We start from the raw sequence: 17921 nt of genomic DNA, 5'->3' as shown, positions 1-17921 counted from the left end.
ACCATGCGATTAACTGAACGTCCGGTAGGTAATTCGGCGAGAGGGACCTGATGGCACTGCTGCGCAGCTACGTCTCCGGGAGCTGGCACACGGCGGCGGACGAGGGTGTCCCGCTGCACGACGCGGCCACGGGCGAGGAGGTCGCCCGGATCTCGTCGAAGGGCGTCGACTTCGCGGGCGCGCTGGAGTACGGCCGCCGCGTGGGCGGTCCGGCGCTGCGCGAGCTGACGTTCCACCAGCGCGCGGCCCTGCTGAAGGCCCTGGCCTCGCACCTGCGCGAGCACCGTGAGGAGCTGTACGCCCTCTCGGCGAGGACCGGCGCCACGCTCGGTGACTCGAAGTTCGACATCGACGGCGGCATCGGCGTCCTGTTCAGCTACGCCTCGAAGGGCAAGCGCGAGCTGCCCAACGACACCGTCTACGTCGAGGGCAACGTCGAGCCGCTGTCGCGTGGGGGCACGTTCGTCGCCCAGCACATCGCGACGCCGCTGCGGGGCGTGGCCGTGCAGATCAACGCGTTCAACTTCCCGGTGTGGGGCCCGCTCGAGAAGTTCGCGCCCGCGTTCCTCGCCGGCGTCCCGAGCCTGGTCAAGCCGGCCAGCTCGACGGCCTACCTGACCGCGCGGCTGGTCGAGCTGATCGTCGAATCCGGCATCCTGCCCGAGGGCTCGCTGCAGTTCGTCGCCGGCAGCGTCGGCGACCTGCTGGACCACGTCACCGCGCAGGACCTGGTGTCCTTCACCGGCTCGGCGTCGACGGCGCAGAAGCTGCGCGCGCACCCGGCGATCATCCGCAACGCCGTCCGCTTCAACGCCGAAGCCGACTCGCTGAACTGCTCGATCCTGGGCCCGGACGCGGTGCGCGGGACCACCGAGTTCGACCTGTTCGTCAAGCAGCTGACCACTGAAATGACAGTGAAGGCGGGCCAGAAGTGCACGGCCATCCGCCGCGCGTTCGTCCCCGCTGAGCTGCTCGACGACGTCGCTTCCGCCGCGTCCGAGCGGCTCGCGAAGGTGACGGTCGGCAACCCGGCGTCCGAAGGCGTCCGGATGGGCGCGCTGGCCAGCCTGGAGCAGCGCGAGGAGGTCCGGCGGTCGCTGAAGGCGCTGCTGGACGCCGGCAGCGTCGTCTTCGGCGACCCGGAAAACGTCGAGGTCGTCGACGCCGACGCCGAGCGCGGCGCGTTCATCTCGCCGGTGCTGCTCAAGGCCGACCCCGAACGCACCGAGCCGCACGAGGTCGAGGCGTTCGGCCCGGTCTCGACGCTGCTGCCGTACACGTCCACCGAGCAGGTCGTCGACTTCGCCGCGCGCGGCGGCGGCAGCCTGGCCGGGTCCGTGGTCAGCGCCGACCAGGAGTTCGTCCGCGAGGTCGTCCTCGGCGCGGCGCCCTTCCACGGCCGCCTGCTGGTGCTGGACGCCGACGACGCCAAGGAGTCGACGGGCCACGGCTCGCCGATGCCGCAGCTGGTCCACGGCGGCCCCGGCCGCGCGGGCGGCGGCGAGGAGATGGGCGGCGTCCGCGGCGTGCTGCACCACATGCAGCGCACCGCCGTGCAGGGCTCGCCCGCGGTGCTGTCCGCGGTGACCGGCCGCTGGGTCACCGGCGCGCCGCGCGCGCAAGGTGACGTCCACCCGTTCCGCAAGTCGCTGGCCGAGCTGCGCATCGGCGACTCGGTGACGGCCGGGCCGCGCACGGTTTCGCAGGCCGACGTCGACCACTTCGCCGAGTTCACCGGCGACACGTTCTACGCCCACACCGACCCCGAGGCGGCGGCCGCGAACCCGCTGTTCGGCGGGATCGTCGCGCACGGCTACCTGGTCGTCTCGTTCGCCGCGGGCCTGTTCGTCTCGCCCGAGCCGGGCCCGGTGCTGGCCAACTACGGCCTGGAGAACCTGCGGTTCCTGACGCCGGTCAAGGTCGGCGACTCGCTGACCGTGACGTTGACCGCCAAGCAGATCACCCCGCGGATCGACCAGGAGTACGGCGAGGTCCGCTGGGACGCCGACGTCACCAACGCCGAGGGCGAGTCCGTCGCCAAGTACGACGTCCTGACGCTCGTGTCGAAGGAGCAGCCGTGACCGCCACCGTCTCGCTGGAAGAGCACTTCGAGCACACCATCGAGCGCGACCAGCGCATCGAGCCGCGCGACTGGGTGCCCGAGGGCTACCGCAAGACGATGATCCGGCAGATCGCGCAGCACGCGCACTCGGAGATCATCGGCATGCAGCCGGAGGGCAACTGGATCACGCGGGCGCCGTCGCTGCGGCGCAAGGCGATCCTGCTGGCCAAGGTCCAGGACGAGGCCGGCCACGGCCTCTACCTGTACTCGGCGGCGGCGACGCTGGGTGCCGACCGCGCGGACTTGACCGACAAGCTGATCACCGGCAAGCAGAAGTACTCGTCGATCTTCAACTACCCGACGCTGACCTTCGCCGACGTCGGCGTGATCGGCTGGCTGGTCGACGGCGCGGCGATCTGCAACCAGGTGCCGCTGTGCCGGTCGTCGTACGGGCCGTACGCGCGGGCGATGATCCGGATCTGCAAGGAGGAGTCGTTCCACCAGCGGCAGGGCTACGAGCTGCTGATGACGATGATGAAGGGGACTCCGCAGCAGCGTGAGATGGTCCAGGAGGCCGTGAACCGCTGGTGGTGGCCGTCGCTGATGATGTTCGGGCCGCCGGACGCCGATTCGCCGAACACCGCGCAGTCGATGGCGTGGAAGGTCAAGCGCCACACCAACGACGAGCTGCGGCAGCGGTTCGTGGACATGTCGGTGCCGCAGGCTTCCGCGCTGGGAGTCACGTTCCCGGACCCGGACCTTCGCTGGAACGCCGAGCGCGGGCACTACGACTTCGGCGCGGTCGACTGGGACGAGTTCAAGAACGTGCTGAAGGGCAACGGCCCGTGCAACGCGTCGCGGATCGAGCACCGGCGTCGCGCGCACGAGGACGGCGCGTGGGTGCGTGAAGCCGCCGTGGCGCACGCCGGGAAGAAGGAGCGCAAGTGAGCGAGCTGACGGCCGAAGGCGGCCACGGCGCCGTCCCGCTGGAGGGCGTCCCCGCCGAGCCGGGTCCGGTCAAGCACGACTGGCCGCTGTACGAGGTGTTCGTGCGCGGCAAGCGCGGGCTGAACCACGTGCACGTCGGCTCGCTGCACGCGGCCGACGACCAGATGGCGCTGCACCACGCGCGCGACCTCTACACGCGCCGCAACGAGGGCGTGTCGATCTGGGTCGTGCGGGCGGCGGACATCACGGCGTCCTCGCCGGACGAGAAGGACCCGTTCTTCGCGCCGAGCGGCGACAAGGTCTACCGGCACCCGACGTTCTACGACATCCCCGAGGAGGTGCCGCACATATGAGTTTCGACAACGTCTACGAGTCGCTGACCGAGGAGAACGACGCGCGCTGGGCGTTCGGCACCGGCTTCGAGGACCCGCTGTCCGGAGTGGACACTTCGGTGCCGTCCGGTGTGGACGGTGCCGCCTTGGCCGCGTACTGCCTGATGCTGGGCGACGACGCGCTGATCTTCTCCCACCGGCTGCAGGAGTGGTGCACGAACGCACCCGAGCTGGAGGACGAGGTCGCGCTCGCGAACATCGCCCTCGACCTGCTCGGTCAGGCGCGCTTGCTGCTGGCGCGGGCCGGCAAGGCCGACGGCTCTTCGCGTACCGAGGACTCGTTCGCTTTTCTGCGCGCGGAGAACGAGTTCCGCAACGTCCGGCTCGCGGAGCTGGGCGGCGGCCACTTCGGGCACCTGATTGCGCGGCTGTTCGTGTTCTCGACGTGGCGCCTCGCGCTGCTGCAGCGTTTGGTGTCCTCTGTGGACCCGGTGCTGGCGGCCATCGCGGACAAGGGCGTCAAGGAGGTGACCTACCACCGCGACTACGCGGCGCAGTGGCTGGTCCGCCTCGGCGACGGGACGCCGCTGTCGCACTCGCGGATGCAGGAGGGGCTGGACGCGGTCTGGCCGTACGTCGGGGAGCTGTTCCGCACGCACCCGCTCGAGCTGGTGGACGCGGCTTCGCTGCGGCCCGAGTTCGACGAGGTGCTGGACCAGGCGCTTTCCGCGGCTACTCTGGTTCGTCCCACTGCCGGCGAGCTGGCCGGCGTCTCGGGCCGCACGGGCCGCGACGGCGTCCACACCGAGCAGATGGGGTTCCTGCTGGCGGAGCTGCAGAGCGTCGCCCGCGCGATGCCGGACGCGAAATGGTGACGGCGGAAGCGGTCGCGGCCACGGTCACCGACCCGGAGCTGCCGATGCTGACCCTGGCGGACCTGGGTGTGCTGCGCTCGGTGTCGGAGTCGGACGGCCGCGTGGTCGTGGCGATCACGCCGACGTACACGGGCTGCCCGGCGATGGACACCATGCGCGACGACCTGGAGCACGCGCTGGTGTCGGCGGGCTACGCGGACGTCGAGATCCGGACGCAGCTGACGCCGGCGTGGACGTCGGACTGGATTTCGGCTTCCGGGCGCCAGAAGCTGGCCGAGGCCGGCATCGCGCCCCCGGGTGCGGCGCCGCGGCGGTCGGGTCCGATCCCGCTGACGTTGTCGGCGCCGGTCGCCCGGGTTTCTTGTCCGTTGTGCGGCTCTTTCGACACGGAGGAGCAGTCCCGCTTCGGCGCGACGGCGTGCAAGGCGCTGCGGCGCTGCCGGTCGTGCTCCGAGCCGTTCGAACACGTCAAGGAGATCTGAGGTGGCGTTCCACCCCCTGAAGGTCGCGGGCGTCACGCGCTTGTGCGACGACGCGGTCGCGGTGACGTTCGACGTGCCTTCGTCGTTGGCATCGGAGTACGACTTCAAGCCGGGCCAGTCGTTGACGTTGCGCCGCTCGATCGACGGCCGCGACGAGCGCAGGTCGTACTCGATCTGCGCCCCGGCGGGAGCGGCGCCTCGCGTGGGCGTCCGCTTGGTCCCGGACGGCTTGTTTTCGTCGTGGCTGGTCAACGAGGTCCGCCCGGGCGACACGATCGAGGTGGCGACCCCGACGGGCTCGTTCACCCCGGATCTGTCGTCGGGTGGCCACCACGTGCTGATCGCGGCGGGTTCGGGCATCACACCGGTGCTGTCGATCGTGTCGTCGCTGCTATGTTCGTCTGAGGCCACGGTTACGGTTCTGTACGGAAACCGCCGCACGGACACGGTGATGTTCGCGGACGAGCTGGCGGACTTGAAGGACCGCGCGCCCTCGCGCTTGGAGCTGATCCACGTGCTGTCGCGCGAGCCCCGCGAGGCAGAGCTGTTCACGGGGCGCCTGAACGTGCCGAAGCTGCGTTCGTTGTTCTCCTCCTTGGTGCCGGTGTCCTCAGTGGACCACTGGTGGCTGTGCGGCCCGTTCGAGATGGTTTCGGGCGCCCAGGAATTGCTGACGTCGTTGGACGTGCCCCGGTCGCGGATCCACCAGGAGCTGTTCTACGTGGACACTCCGCCCGCACCGGTTGCGCATGTGGACGCGGCGGTGGCGGGGGAGTCGTCGGAGGTCCAGGTGGTGCTGGACGGCCGTTCGTCGACGATGACGTTGCCGCGGACGTCCTCGGTGCTGGACGGGGCGCAGAAGTTCCGCCCGGATCTGCCGTTCGCGTGCAAGGGCGGGGTGTGCGGGACATGCCGGGCGCGCGTGACGGACGGGAAGGTCGACCTTCGGCGGAACTTCGCGTTGGAGGAGTCGGAGGTGGAGGCGGGGTTCGTGCTCACATGTCAGTCGTACCCGGTCTCGGAGACAGTCACGGTCGACTTCGACGCCTGATCAGCGGATGCGCCCTCGCCGACGGCGGCGGGGGCGTGGCTCGGTCTCCGCCTCGACCGTTGCGTCCGACGGGCCGGCCTCCGTCAACCCCAGCATCTCCGCCGCCAGTTGCTGGGAGCTTGCGAACATCCCCGTCGGCGCCTCACTCGCTCGCCGCAAAGCCGCCGGGCGCAACCTGTTGTATCCCCGGACCGTCACCGGCCGGCGCATGCGCAGCTCGTACGCCTTCTCCTCCGCAAGCTCCGAAGCCAGCTCCCGGTCCACCAAGATCGTCCCCGGGCGGGCCACCGACGTCAGGCGCGCCGCCAAGTTGACCACCGATCCGTACACGTCGCCGAAGCGGGACAGGATCCGGCCGGACGCCATGCCCGCTCGGACCGCCGGGAGGCTGTCGTCCGCCGATGTCCGCTCGGTCAGCGCCAGGGCGATCTCCGCCGCGTCGACCGGTGCGTCCGCGACGAACAGGACCTCGTCGCCGATCATCTTCACCACTCGGCCGTGGTGGTCGGCGATCACCTCCGTCGCCAGCGTCTCGAACGCGTCCAGGACCCGGCTCAGCTCCTCCTCGTCGATCTGGCGGGTCAACCGCGTGTAGCCCACCATGTCGACGAACCCGACCACCTCGGTGCGCGCCTCGACGTGGTCGCCCGCGGCCGCGAACGCCCGGCCCGCGTACGCCGCCAAGTGCCTGCGCCAGACGAAGTTCTGGACCTGCTCGAGCTCCGGCAGCAGCCGGTCGACCAGGCGCGCCACCTGGCGCTCGTTGCGGCCCAGCTCCGGCTGCTCGCGGATCAGCTCCCACAGCATGTCGACCTGCCACTCGGCCAGCCGCGACAGGTGCTGGCCGAGCGCGCGCGTCACCGACACCTCGATGCTCGGGTCGATCAGTCCCGACTGGACCAGCTGGTCGGCCGTCCGCATCGCCTCGACGTCGGCGTCGGTGAAGACGACCTCGTCGTCGCGGACCGTCGCGAACCCCAGCGCGCGCCAAAGCCGGCGTGACCGTTCTTCGGGCACGCCGGCCTTTTCGGCCACTTCGAGCCGGGTGTACTTCCGCCTGCCGCCGAGCAGGACGCGTTCGAGCCGCTGCTGGAGCTCCTCGCTCGGGTCGGTCACCGGCTCAGGTCGTGTGGACGATCAGCACGTCCACGCCGGACTTGCGCGCCACCTCCGACGGCACCGAGCCCAGGATCCGGCCGGCGATCGTGTTCAGCCCGCGGTTGCCGACCACCAGCAGGTCGGCCTCGCGCTCGTGCACGACCTTGCGCAGCGAGTCGACCGGGTCGCCCTTCACCGCGATCGTGTCGATCTTCTCCGCGCCCGCCTTCGTCGCCCGGTCACGCGCCGACTGCAGCGTGTCCTCGGCCGGCGCCGAGCCGACGACCTGGTACGCCTCGTCGCCGAGGACGTCCTGGGCCTTGTCGACGTCGGACTTGCTGGCCGGGTAGAACGCACACGCGATGACGAGCGTGGCGCCCGCGTCGCCGGCCACCGCCGCCGCGCGCTCCACCGCCGCGAACGAGGACTCCGAGCCGTCCGTGCCCACCACCACGGTCCGATATGCCGCACCCATGCGCAAAACCTCCAGGTGATCCCGCGTGAGCAGGGACGATAGCCGGTCGGTTCCGACCGCGCAGGCTCGTCCGCGCCCGTGTCGGGTGGAAGGTTACTCGCCAGTCGCTTTCTGCGCTCCGCTCGCCCGCGGAGCGGGCTTCGGCGCGGGCTTGGGAGCCGGTTTGGGGGCCTGCTTCGGCTTCGGGACGTCGGACGCCTTGATCCGGATCGTCTCCTCGACGCCGCCCACCGGCGCCGTCTTCCCGGTGTCGGCCTTCAGGTCTTCCGCCTTCAGGTCAGCCGTGACGTCCGCGGGGACCTTGACCTCGTCGCCGAGGACGGTGTGCGCCTCGGCCAGCACCGCGCGCGCGGCGCGGACCTGCTCGGCCAGCCCGCCGCGCACCTTGCGCAGGCTGTCGACGCGCTCGTTGGCCTGGGTGATCCGCCGGTTCGACTCCTCGGTCGCCGTCGTCACGCGGCGCCGTGCCTCGTCGGCGGCCTCCGCGAGCCGGGCGTTCGCCTCGGTGATCGAGTCCTGACGGCGCTTGTTCGCCTCCGCGACGGACTCGCGCTGACGGCGTTCGATGTCCGCCTTCGCGGCCTTCTCCTCTTCGAGGACCTTCGCGCGGATGTCGGCGGCGTCCTGCGTCGCCTCCTGGACGCGACGCGCGGCCTCGGCCTTGCTCGCGGCCTCCTGCTCGGCCAGCACGCGCATCGCCTCGGTGCGGCGCGAGGCCATCGCGATCTCGAAGTCCTCTTCGACCTTCGTGCGGCGGTCCGACGACTCGGTGTCGAGCCGGTTGCGCTCGGCCTCGGCTTCGTCGGTGATCTTCTTGGCCTCCGCGCGGGCGTCCTCGAGCACCTTGCGGTGCTCCGCCTCCATCTCCTTGCGGCGCAGGTCGAGCTCGGTGAGCAGCTGCTCGTAGCGGGCGCGCATGGCGCTCGCGTCCGTCTCGGCCTTGGCCCGGATGTGGCCGGCCTCGGCCTCGGCGCGGGCCCGCGTGTCGGCGGACTCGTCCTGCGCGAGGCGCAGCATCCGCTGCAGCCGTTCGGAGAGGCCTTCGACGCTCGTCGGCGGCTGGGCGAGCCGGTCGACCTGCCCGCGCAGGTCCGCGATCTCGCCGCGCGCGATCTCCAGCTGCCGGGCCAGGTCGCCCGCCTGCGCGATGGCCGCGTCCCGGTCGGCGGTGAGCATCTTGAGGTCGGCGTCCAGCCGTTCGAGGTGCTCGTCGACCTGCGCTCGGCTGTACCCGCGCTTCGCCACGTCGAAGCCGGCTCCCAGCGGCACAAGCTCCCGTTCATCGCCAAGGCTCATGCGCCTACCGTAGTCGCAGCCGGGTCACGGAAGGGTGAGCACCCGTACGGTGCGCCGAACGTGCCGTCTGCTGCGGCGGGAGGAACTGGCCCGAACGGGCCGGACCCCGGCGCTTTTCGACACCGGGTCCGGCCCGCCGGCGCGGCTCAGGCGCCGCGGAAGGCGTTGATCCCCTCGATGTGCTTCGCGCGCTTCTCTTCGTCGCGGACGCCGAGGCCCTCCTGCGGCGCGAGCGCGAGCACGCCGACCTTGCCCTGGTGGGCGTTGCGGTGGACGTCCAGCGCGGCCTGCCCGGTCTCTTCGAGCGAGTACGTCTTCGACAGCGTCGGGTGGATCAGGCCCTTCGCGATCAGCCGGTTCGCCTCCCACGACTCGCGGTAGTTCGCGAAGTGGGAGCCGATGATCCGCTTGAGGTTCATCCACAGGTAGCGGTTGTCGTACTGGTGCATGTAACCCGAGGTCGACGCGCACGTGACGATCGTGCCGCCCTTGCGCGCGGCGTAGACGGACGCGCCGAACGTCTCGCGGCCCGGGTGCTCGAACACGATGTCCGGGTCGTCGCCGCCGGTCAGCTCGCGGATCTTCGCGCCGAAGCGCTGCCACTCCTTCGGATCCTGCTCGGTGTCGCTCTTCCAGAACTTGTAGTCCTCGGCGCTGCGGTCGATGATCAGCTCGGCGCCGAGCTTGCGGCAGATCGCGGCCTTCTCCGGGCTGGAGACGACGCAGACGGGGATCGCGCCGCCGTTGAGCGCGTACTGCGTCGCGTAGGAGCCGAGGCCGCCGGAAGCGCCCCAGATCAGGACGACGTCACCCTGCTTCATGTCCGCGCCGTTGCGCGAGACGAGCTGGCGGTAGGCGGTCGAGTTGACCAGGCCGGGGGAGGCGGCTTCCTCCCAGGTCAGGTGGTCCGGCTTCGGCATCAGCTGGTTGGCCTTGACCAGCGCGACCTCGGCGAGCCCGCCGAAGTTCGTCTCGAAGCCCCAGATCCGCTGCTCGGTGTCGAGCATCGTGTCGTTGTGGCCGTCCGGGCCTTCGAGCTCGACGTTCAGGCAGTGCGCGACGACCTCGTCGCCCGGCTTCCAGTTGTGCACGCCGACGCCGGTCCGCAGCACGACGCCGGACAGGTCGGACCCGACGACGTGGTAGGGCAGGTCGTGCCGCTTGGCCAGCGGCGAGAGCTTCCCGTACTTTTTCAGGAACTTGAACGTGGGGATCGGTTCGAAGATCGACGTCCACACGGTGTTGTAGTTGATGGCGCTCGCCATCACGGCGACCAGCGCCTCGCCCGGGCCCAGCTCGGGGACGGGGACGTCGTCGACGTGCAGCGACTTGCGCGGGTCCTTGTCCCGGCTCTCGAGGCCCTCGAACATGTCGACCTCGTCGGCGTGCACGGTCACCCCGCGGTAGCTCTCGGGCACGGGCAACGACCCGACCGCGGCGGAGTCGCCGTTCAGGATGGCCTGCTGAATCTCGCCGAGCTGCGTCATCGGTTCCTCCGCGAAGTGGGGGTCAACGGCGTTGGCGGCAGAAATTACTCGCCGGTAACTCGCGGACACAACTGTACGAGACGGAGGGCACGATTACACGCCGAACTGTGACCGATCAGTCTTGACCGGCTGGCCAGTCAAGCGGATCATCGGCTTTGGGTACACCCACCCGACCAGCAGTTTCACCGACGGAGGTGAGCACGAATGAGTGAAGTCTCTACGCGCGCATGGACCCGGCCGCACGATTGGGCCGAGGTCGTCATCGGGGTGGTCGCCGCTCTTTCACCCCTTTGGCTGAGCACGGACACGACCGCGATGTGGACGATGGTCATCTTGGGCGCCTTGATCGCACTCGACGGCCTGGTTTCGCTGGCGATGCCGGGCATGGTCTACGGCGAAGGCATCCAGATCGCGCTCGGCGTGCTGCTGTTCATCGCGCCGTGGGTGATGGGGTACACCGAGTTCAACGGCGCTTCCTGGACGTCCTGGGTCGCCGGGGTGCTGACGGTCATCGCCGGCGCGGCAGCCATGCCGGTCGCGAACGCCGCGCACCGCACCGCCGGCCAGCACTGACGCCGCAGGAGGCACGCATGACCGAGGATTCGGCGAAGGAGCGCATCCTCTGCGCCGCCGAGGCGCTCTTCGCCGAGTCCGGCTTCGACGCCACCCCGACCTCCCGCATCGCGGAGCAGGCCGGGGTGCCGAAGGGGCTGGTGCACTACTACTTCCGGCACAAGGCGGACCTGCTCACCGCGCTCGTCGAGCGGCTGCCCGACGAGCGCATCGAGCCGGCCGTGGTCGTCGTCCCCGGCGACCTGGCGGGCAGCCTGCGGCGGCTCGTCCGCGAACTCGACCACCGCTTCAGCCGGTCGCTCGGGCTCTCGCACCTGCTGTGGCGCGAAGCCGACACCCACCACGTCGTCCGCGACGCACTGCACGAGCGCTTCCAGGTGCTCGTGCGGCAGGTCCGCGCGGTGATCCTGGCGGCAACGGGCGGCGTGCTGCCGCCCGCGGACGTCGACCGCGCATCGGGCCTGCTGGCCCGCGCGGTCAGCCACCGCCACGCGACGGCCCGCCATTCGGACGACGACCTGCCCGCGGAGTTCGACGGCGAGTTGACGTTCATCGCCGACGCCCTCGCGGCGAAGACGCCGGCTTAGCCCGGCAGGCGCTTTGTCACCGGCGTGCGGTGCGCGCGCCCTGGAGTTGTTGCGCCCGAACGGGTCGCGTCAGTGCGCGGGGCCGTTCTTGGCCGGCTCGACCAGCTCCACCAGGACGCCGCCCGCGTCCTTTGGGTGGACGAAGTTCACCCGGCTGTTGGACGTGCCGCGCTTTGCCGACTCGTACAGCAGGCGCAGGCCCTGGTCGCGCAGGGCGGCCGCCGCCGCGTCCACATCGGACACGCGGTACGCCAGCTGTTGCAGGCCCGGGCCGCTCTTGGCCAGGAACTTGCCGATCGCCGAGTCGTCGCGCAGGGGGGCCAGCAGCTGGATCTGCGTCTCCGTGCCCGCCGTGCCGGGTGCGCGCAGCATCGCCTCGCGCACCCCCTGTTCTTCGTTCACCTCCTCGTGCGCCACTTCCAGGCCGAAGTGCGTGCGGTGGAACTCGATGGCCGCGTCCAGGTCCGGGACCGCGATGCCGACGTGGTCGATGGCCGTCACGAACGGCCGCAGGGCGTCATTCATGGAGGCAGGATAGGGCGCTCCCCTCCGGCGTCGACCCCGATTCTTCGCGTGCCCCGCCTCACACTGGCTCCATCAAGAAGCCCACCCTCCGGGTATGGTCGGAAAAACTGCCCATGCGCCGAAGCTTGGAGGACGCCGTGTCCGGTTCCGTGATCCTGGGTGCCGCCCGTACACCGATCGGGCGCCTGCTCGGATCCCTCAAGGACTTCACGGGGGCACAGCTGGGCGGGGTCGCGATCAAGGCGGCCCTCGAACGCGCCGGGGTCGCCCCGGACGCGGTGCAGTACACGATCATGGGCCAGGTGCTGACCGCCGGCGCCGGCCAGATCCCGGCGCGCCAGGCGGCAGTCGCCGCGGGCATCCCGATGAGCGTGCCCGCGCTGACGATCAACAAGGTCTGCCTCTCCGGCCTCGACGCCATCGCGCTCGCCGACCAGCTCATCCGGGCCGGCGAGTTCGACCTCGTCGTCGCCGGCGGCCAGGAGTCGATGACCCAGGCGCCGCACCTGCTGCCGAAGTCCCGCTCCGGCTTCAAGTACGGCGACACCACCCTCGTCGACCACATGGCCTACGACGGTCTCTTCTGCGCCTTCGACCAGGTCGCCATGGGCGCCTCGACGGAGAAGTACAACTCCCGCTACGGCGTCACCCGCGAGCAGCAGGACGCGTTCTCCGCCCGCTCCCACCAGCGCGCCGCCGAGGCGATCAAGAACGGCTACTTCGCCGACGAGATCGCGCCGGTCTCGATCCCGCAGCGCAAGGGCGACCCGGTCGTCTTCGACACCGACGAGGGCGTCCGCGCCGACACCACCACCGAAGGCCTCGGGAAGCTGCGCCCCGCCTTCGCCTCCGACGGCACCATCACCGCGGGCTCGGCGTCGCAGATCTCCGACGGCGCCGCCGCGGTCGTCGTCGCCAGCAAGGCCAAGGCCGAGGAGCTCGGCCTGACGCCGCTCGCCGAGATCGGCGCGCACGGCGTCGTTTCCGGGCCGGACGCGAGCCTGCACGAGCAGCCGTCGAACGCGATCCTCGCCGCGCTGGCGAAGGCGAAGCTCGGCGCCGACGCGCTCGACCTCGTCGAGATCAACGAGGCCTTCGCCGCCGTCGGCCTGGTTTCGACCGAGAAGCTCGGCCTCGACCCGGAGAAGGTCAACGTCAACGGCGGTGCCATCGCGCTCGGGCACCCGATCGGCGCTTCCGGTGCCCGCCTCGCCGTGCACCTCATCCACGAGCTGCGCCGCCGCGGTGGCGGGCTCGGCGCGGCCGCGCTGTGCGGTGGCGGTGGCCAGGGCGACGCCCTCCTGCTGCGGGTGCCCTCCGCGTAAGTGGCCGGTGAACTCGACCTCGACGACCTGGTCGGCCGCGCGCGGGACGGGCAGCACCGTGCCGTCGCGCGGCTGCTGTCGCTCGTCGAGGACGCCCATCCCCGCGTCGCCGAGATCGCGCGGGCGCTGACCCCGCACACCGGGCGCGCCCGGGTCGTCGGGCTGACCGGTCCGCCGGGTGTCGGCAAGTCGACCTCGACGTCGGCGCTGCTCACCGCGTTGCGCGCGGAGGGCAAGCGGGTCGGGGTGCTCGCCGTCGACCCGTCTTCGCCGTTTTCGGGCGGAGCGCTGCTCGGCGACCGGATCCGGATGACCGAGCACGCCACCGATCCCGGCGTGTTCATCCGCTCGATGGCCACGCGCGGGCACCTCGGCGGGCTGTCGTGGGCGACCCCGCAGGCGGTGCGCGTGCTCGACGCCGCCGGCTTCGACGTGGTGCTGATCGAGACCGTCGGCGTCGGACAGTCCGAAGTGGACGTCGTGAAGCTGGCCGACACCACGGTGGTGCTGCTCGCACCGGGGATGGGCGATGGGATCCAGGCCGCGAAGGCCGGGGTGCTGGAGATCGCCGACGTCTTCGTCGTGAACAAGGCCGACCGCGAGGGCGCCGACGCGACGGTGCACGACCTCAAGCAGATGATCTCCCTGGCGCGCCGCGAGATCCGGGGCGCGAGCTGGCGCCAGCCGATCGTGCGGACCGTCGCGGCGAAGGGCGAGGGCGTCGACGAGGTGGTGGCGGCGCTGGCCGCGCACCACGACTGGCTGGTGGCGCACGACGAACTGGCCCGGCGCCGGATCGCGCGGGCCCGCGACGAGGTCGAGGCCATCGCCGTGCGGCGGTTGCGGGCCGAATTGGCGGACCTGCGGGGCGGGGGGCGGCTGGCGGGGGTCGCCGAGCGGGTGGTGGCGCGGGAGCTCGACCCGTTCGCCGCCGCCGATGAGCTGATCGCGGACCTGCGCGGCTGAGGTTTCGCCGCGCGGGGGCAGGTTGGAGGGGCGGACCCGCGGCGCTGGCGCCCCGGGGCGTGGGAGTCGAAGGGTTGTGCGATCGCGGATTCGCGGGCGCGGCAAGAGCCTGAAACCGTGCTGCAAGGCAGGCTGCCGGACTGCCACCGCGATCCCGAGCAGCAGTGAAAACGCCGTCGCCGCAACGGTTCTTCGACGGTGTGCCATGACTTCCCCCTTCTCGGTGCGGCGGGTTCGCCGCGTGATCCACATCCTGCGCCGGGGGTCCGACAATTTCCGGGGTGTCGGCCCTTCGATTCACCCGATGGGCTGACAGGGGCGACTTTCGCCGGTTATTCCTGTCGGTGCCGGGCCCTAGACTGCGGAACGCTCCGGAACCGGGCGATCACTGGGAGGGCGTGCAGGATGAAGAAGACACTCGTCACCGCGCTGGCGGCCGGCGCGTTGTTCGTGGCGGGCACCGGCGTCGCCGCCGCGGCCGACGCACCACCGCCGAAGACGACGCACGGGCCGTGCCAGTACACGGAAACGCCGGACGAGCCGGCCGCGCGGCCGGTGCCGCTGCCGCCCGACCCGCGGCACACGCCGAGCCGCGGGAAGGTGGACGTCGCGGTCCCGACCAGCCAGGGCGCGCTGCCGCTGACGCTCGACCGCGCGAAGGCGCCGTGCACGGTGCAGAGCTTCCTGCACCTGGCGCGCCACCGGTTCTACGACCACACGGTGTGCCACCGGCTGACCGCTTACCCGACGCTGAAGGTCCTGCAGTGCGGCGACCCGAGCGCGACCGGCGAGGGCGGCCCGGGGTACAAGTACAAGGACGAGCTGCCGGTGGACCTGCCGCCGGCGCCGACCGATCCGACCGGTGCACGGCGGGTGTACGCGCGCGGGTTGCTGGCGATGGCCAATGCCGGGCCGGACACCAATGGTTCGCAGTTCTTCGTCGTGTACGGCGATTCCGCGCTGCGGCCGAACTACACGGTGTTCGGGACGGTCGGGGCCCAAGGGCTGAAGACGCTGGATCGCGTGGCCGCCGGGGGGATTCAGCCGACCGCGGAGGATCCCGCGCCGGTTGACGGGACGCCGGTGCTGCGGACGGAACTGATCCGGGTTCGGCCTGGCTGCTGGTTCTGATGGTGACCCGCGGGCCGCTCCGGTGGGGCGGCCCGCGGGACAGCCGGGGATCAGGCGGTGATCTCCCACAGCGCCTCGACCAACGTCTGGGTCGCGCCGGCGAACGCGTGCTTGGGTGTGGCCGCGTAGCCGACGATCAACCCTCCCGGGCGCTCGTCGCCCATCCAATACCCGTCCAACCCCTCGATGCCGATCGCGCGGCGGCGGCAGGCTGCCAGCGCCGTTGCCTCCGATGGGCCCTCCGGCGGCAGCATCAACAGCAGGTGCAGCCCCGCCGCGATGCCCTGCGGCCGGACCGAGTCCGGCAACGCCGCCAGGAGCCGCTCGCGGCGGGAGCGGTACTCCGCCCTGCTTCGGCGGACGTGCTGGTCGTACGCCCCTGAGTCGATCAGCTCCGCCAACGCCAACTGGTTCAGCAGCGCCGGGCGTGAGCCGCTGTCCGCCATGGCCGCGCGGACCGGCTCCACCAATGACCTCGGCAACACCAGCCAAGCGAGCCGCAAGGCGGGCGCGAGGGTCTTGCTCGCCGTGCCCGCGTACACCACCCTCTCCGGGGCCAACGCCTGCAGCGCTCCGACCTGCTGGCGGTCGAAGCGGAACTCGCCGTCGTAGTCGTCCTCCAGCACGACCGCTCCGGAGCGGGTCAAGGCCGCTCGGCGGTGCGGGGCCAGCGTTACGCCCGTGGGGTACTGGTGCGCCGCCGTCACCACCACCGCCGGACTGTCCAAAGAGGACACGTCGAGGCCGTGCTCGTCCACCGGTACCCCGACCACCCGGGGACCCTGCGCCGCCGCGATCGAGCGGTACATCCCCAGCGACGGGTTCTCGAACGCCATCTCGCGCACACCCAAGGAGAACAACGCCCGGGACAGCACCGCGATCGCGTGCGAATACCCGTGGCACACCACGATCCGCGCCGGGTCGGCGACCACCCCGCGGGCTCGCGCGAGATACCCCGCGAGCGTGTCACGCAGCTCCGGCGCGCCCAGTTCCGACTCGTAGCCGAACGCCGATGCCGGCGTCCGCAGCAGGGCGCGGCGGGTCGCGGTGATCCACGCCTGGCGCGGGAACGCCGTCAGGTCCGGGCGGCCCGGCCGCAGGTCCCAGCGCGGTGCCGGGTCGCGCGGTGCCTGCCGAGGAGCGGACTGGGGCAGCGAACCCGCCGTCGCCACGCGGGTCGGCGCTCCCTGGGTCGTGCGCAGGTAGCCCTCGGCGGCCAGGTCGGCGTACACGCGCGTCACCGTTCCACGCGCGACACCCAGGTCGGACGCCAGCGCGCGGGTCGACGGGACCGTCGCGTCCGGCTGCCAGCGGCCCTCGCGGATCGCCGTCCGGATCGCGTCGGCGAGGCCGCTCCGGCCGGTCGACGGCTCCCAGCCGAGGTGGACGTCGAGGCCGGAACTGGACCACGAATCTGCCATGTCACTGGACCATACCCGTGGACCAGTTCGGGCTAGCGTGGACACCATGACGAAGCGAATCGGACTCGGGCAGGCGCCCGAGCTCTACCAGGCGATGGCGAACCTGCAGGCCGAGGTCAACAAGGCCGGGGCGAACGCCGGCCTCGACCCCAAGCTCCTCGAACTGGTGAAGACCCGCGCGTCCCAGATCAACGGCTGCGCGTACTGCCTCGACATGCACTCCCGCGACGCCCTCGAGCTGGGCGAGTCGCCGCGGCGGCTGTTCGTGCTCGACGGCTGGCGCGAGACCGACCTCTTCACCGAGCAGGAGCAGGCCGCCCTCGCCCTCACCGAGGCGATGACCAAGCTGTCCGCGACCCAGACCGTCCCCGACGACGTCTACGAAGAGGCCGCCCGGGTGTTCAGCGAGGAGCAGTACCGCGCGGTCGCGTGGGAGGTCATCGCGATCAACAGCTGGAACCGGATGACCATCACCAGCCACACGCCGCTCCCGAAGCGCGACTCGTGACGGCCGCCGCGCTCAAGGCGCTGCACGTCCCCGGCAAGCCGCTGATCCTGCCGAACGCGTGGGACGCCGACACGGCCAAGCTCGTCGAAGCCGCCGGGTTCCCGGTCGTGGCGACCAGCTCGGTCGCCGTGGCGTCCGCGCTCGGCTTCCCGGACGGCGAACAGGCGCCGGTCGACGAGATGTTCGCGGCGGCGGGACGCATCGCGAAAGCCGTGAGCATCCCGGTGACCGTCGACGCCGAGGCGGGCTACGGCCTGTCCGGCGCCGAGCTGGCCGGACGGCTGGCCGACGCCGGCGCGGTCGGCTGCAACTTCGAGGACACCGACCACGCCACCGGCGGGGTGCGGCCGGTCGCCGAGCAGGCGGAGCGGATCGCCGCCCTGCGTGACGCGGCGGGTGACGGCCTGGTGATCAACGCCCGGGTCGACTCCTTCCGCGGTGTCGACCCGAAGGACCACCTCGCCGACGGGGTCGCCAGGGCGAAGGCGTACCTCGAGGCGGGCGCGGACTGCGTCTACCCGATCCACCTGCGCACCCCCGAGGTGCTCGCGGCGTTCGTGCAGGGCGTCGGCGGCGCCGTCAACGCGCCGGCGTGGCCGGGCAGCCCGGGCCTCGGCGGCCTCGCCGAACTGGGGGTGGCGAGGATTTCGCTGGGCGGCGGGCTCTGGCAGTACGTCCGCAAGCACCTGGAAACCACGCTCGCGGGCGTCGCCGAAGGAAAACTGCCCTACTGATGGCCGAAGGCCGCCGCGAGGGGATCGGGAACACCCTCGCGACGG

At 71.3% G+C, this 17921-nt stretch carries 19 protein-coding genes; 13 read left to right on the top strand and 6 right to left on the bottom strand.

The window, feature by feature from the left end; translation table 11 throughout:
- The first annotated feature begins 50 nt into the window (after nucleotides 1–50).
- Genes paaZ through paaE form a run of 6 tightly spaced genes read left to right on the top strand, consistent with a single transcriptional unit; the run spans nucleotide 51 to nucleotide 5750 of the window.
- Nucleotides 51–2081 (top strand): phenylacetic acid degradation bifunctional protein PaaZ, encoded by a 2031-nt coding sequence (paaZ, locus tag ACIQWX_RS43325; RefSeq protein ID WP_400884239.1) that lies wholly within the window; start codon nucleotides 51–53, stop codon nucleotides 2079–2081.
- Nucleotides 2078–3010: a 1,2-phenylacetyl-CoA epoxidase subunit PaaA gene (gene paaA, locus ACIQWX_RS43320; RefSeq protein ID WP_400884237.1), complete on the top strand. Its 933-nt coding sequence runs from the start codon at nucleotides 2078–2080 to the stop codon at nucleotides 3008–3010. Before paaZ ends, paaA begins: the two co-directional genes overlap by 4 nt.
- Nucleotides 3011–3048: 38 nt before the next feature.
- Nucleotides 3049–3363 carry a 1,2-phenylacetyl-CoA epoxidase subunit PaaB gene (gene paaB / locus ACIQWX_RS43315; RefSeq protein ID WP_400884359.1) on the top strand — a complete coding sequence of 105 codons (315 nt, stop codon included), beginning with the start codon at nucleotides 3049–3051 and terminating at the stop codon, nucleotides 3361–3363.
- Nucleotides 3360–4217 carry a 1,2-phenylacetyl-CoA epoxidase subunit PaaC gene (gene paaC / locus ACIQWX_RS43310; protein ID WP_400884235.1) on the top strand — a complete coding sequence of 286 codons (858 nt, stop codon included), beginning with the start codon at nucleotides 3360–3362 and terminating at the stop codon, nucleotides 4215–4217. Before paaB ends, paaC begins: the two co-directional genes overlap by 4 nt.
- Nucleotides 4211–4699, top strand: coding sequence for a 1,2-phenylacetyl-CoA epoxidase subunit PaaD (gene paaD / locus ACIQWX_RS43305; protein WP_400884233.1), 489 nt, complete (start codon nucleotides 4211–4213; stop codon nucleotides 4697–4699). The genes paaC and paaD overlap by 7 nt, the downstream gene beginning before the upstream one ends.
- A gap of 1 nt (nucleotide 4700) precedes the next feature.
- Entirely contained in the window at nucleotides 4701–5750 is a 1050-nt protein-coding gene (paaE, locus tag ACIQWX_RS43300; RefSeq protein WP_400884230.1) for a 1,2-phenylacetyl-CoA epoxidase subunit PaaE, read from the top strand.
- Here paaE and ACIQWX_RS43295 read toward each other — a convergent pair whose 3' ends face one another.
- From ACIQWX_RS43295 to ccrA, 4 genes are all read right to left on the bottom strand, one after another.
- A complete protein-coding gene (locus ACIQWX_RS43295) occupies nucleotides 5751–6866 on the bottom strand; it encodes an adenylate/guanylate cyclase domain-containing protein (RefSeq protein WP_400884228.1) in 1116 nt (371 codons plus the stop codon).
- A gap of 4 nt (nucleotides 6867–6870) precedes the next feature.
- Nucleotides 6871–7323, bottom strand: a complete 453-nt coding sequence (locus ACIQWX_RS43290; protein WP_400884226.1) for a universal stress protein — start codon at nucleotides 7321–7323, stop codon at nucleotides 6871–6873.
- Between the two features lie 93 nt (nucleotides 7324–7416).
- Nucleotides 7417–8592, bottom strand: a complete 1176-nt coding sequence (locus ACIQWX_RS43285; RefSeq protein WP_400884358.1) for a chromosome segregation protein — start codon at nucleotides 8590–8592, stop codon at nucleotides 7417–7419.
- 173 nt (nucleotides 8593–8765) lie between these two features.
- Entirely contained in the window at nucleotides 8766–10106 is a 1341-nt protein-coding gene (gene ccrA / locus ACIQWX_RS43280; RefSeq protein WP_400884224.1) for a crotonyl-CoA carboxylase/reductase, read from the bottom strand.
- 204 nt (nucleotides 10107–10310) lie between these two features.
- On the opposite strand from ccrA, the gene ACIQWX_RS43275 reads away from it, so the two are divergent.
- Both ACIQWX_RS43275 and ACIQWX_RS43270 read left to right on the top strand, forming a co-directional pair.
- Complete coding sequence (locus ACIQWX_RS43275; protein ID WP_400884222.1) at nucleotides 10311–10679, top strand: SPW repeat protein; 369 nt, start codon at nucleotides 10311–10313, stop codon at nucleotides 10677–10679.
- 17 nt (nucleotides 10680–10696) lie between these two features.
- Nucleotides 10697–11266, top strand: a complete 570-nt coding sequence (locus tag ACIQWX_RS43270; protein WP_400884220.1) for a TetR/AcrR family transcriptional regulator — start codon at nucleotides 10697–10699, stop codon at nucleotides 11264–11266.
- A gap of 69 nt (nucleotides 11267–11335) precedes the next feature.
- Here the strand turns inward: ACIQWX_RS43270 and mce are convergent, their stop codons facing one another.
- Nucleotides 11336–11791 carry a methylmalonyl-CoA epimerase gene (gene mce / locus ACIQWX_RS43265; protein WP_400884218.1) on the bottom strand — a complete coding sequence of 152 codons (456 nt, stop codon included), beginning with the start codon at nucleotides 11789–11791 and terminating at the stop codon, nucleotides 11336–11338.
- Between the two features lie 137 nt (nucleotides 11792–11928).
- Here mce and ACIQWX_RS43260 point away from each other — a divergent pair, with 137 nt between their 5' ends.
- The 3 genes from ACIQWX_RS43260 (at nucleotide 11929) to ACIQWX_RS43250 (ending at nucleotide 15213) form a co-directional block, all read left to right on the top strand.
- Nucleotides 11929–13116 (top strand): acetyl-CoA C-acetyltransferase, encoded by a 1188-nt coding sequence (locus ACIQWX_RS43260; RefSeq protein WP_400884216.1) that lies wholly within the window; start codon nucleotides 11929–11931, stop codon nucleotides 13114–13116.
- Complete coding sequence (gene meaB, locus ACIQWX_RS43255) at nucleotides 13117–14082, top strand: methylmalonyl Co-A mutase-associated GTPase MeaB (protein WP_400884214.1); 966 nt, start codon at nucleotides 13117–13119, stop codon at nucleotides 14080–14082.
- Nucleotides 14083–14487: 405 nt separating this feature from the next.
- Entirely contained in the window at nucleotides 14488–15213 is a 726-nt protein-coding gene (locus ACIQWX_RS43250) for a peptidylprolyl isomerase (RefSeq protein ID WP_400884212.1), read from the top strand.
- 50 nt (nucleotides 15214–15263) lie between these two features.
- Here ACIQWX_RS43250 and ACIQWX_RS43245 read toward each other — a convergent pair whose 3' ends face one another.
- Nucleotides 15264–16634: a PLP-dependent aminotransferase family protein gene (locus tag ACIQWX_RS43245; protein ID WP_400884210.1), complete on the bottom strand. Its 1371-nt coding sequence runs from the start codon at nucleotides 16632–16634 to the stop codon at nucleotides 15264–15266.
- A gap of 46 nt (nucleotides 16635–16680) precedes the next feature.
- Here ACIQWX_RS43245 and ACIQWX_RS43240 point away from each other — a divergent pair, with 46 nt between their 5' ends.
- A complete protein-coding gene (locus tag ACIQWX_RS43240) occupies nucleotides 16681–17142 on the top strand; it encodes a carboxymuconolactone decarboxylase family protein (RefSeq protein ID WP_400884208.1) in 462 nt (153 codons plus the stop codon).
- A complete protein-coding gene (locus ACIQWX_RS43235; protein WP_400884206.1) occupies nucleotides 17139–17876 on the top strand; it encodes an isocitrate lyase/phosphoenolpyruvate mutase family protein in 738 nt (245 codons plus the stop codon). The genes ACIQWX_RS43240 and ACIQWX_RS43235 overlap by 4 nt, the downstream gene beginning before the upstream one ends.
- The last annotated feature ends 45 nt before the right edge of the window (nucleotides 17877–17921 follow it).

The sequence above is a fragment of the Amycolatopsis sp. NPDC098790 genome (genome assembly GCF_044759945.1).
Taxonomy (GTDB): domain Bacteria; phylum Actinomycetota; class Actinomycetes; order Mycobacteriales; family Pseudonocardiaceae; genus Amycolatopsis.
This window is presented reverse-complemented; position numbering and strand designations above follow the sequence as displayed.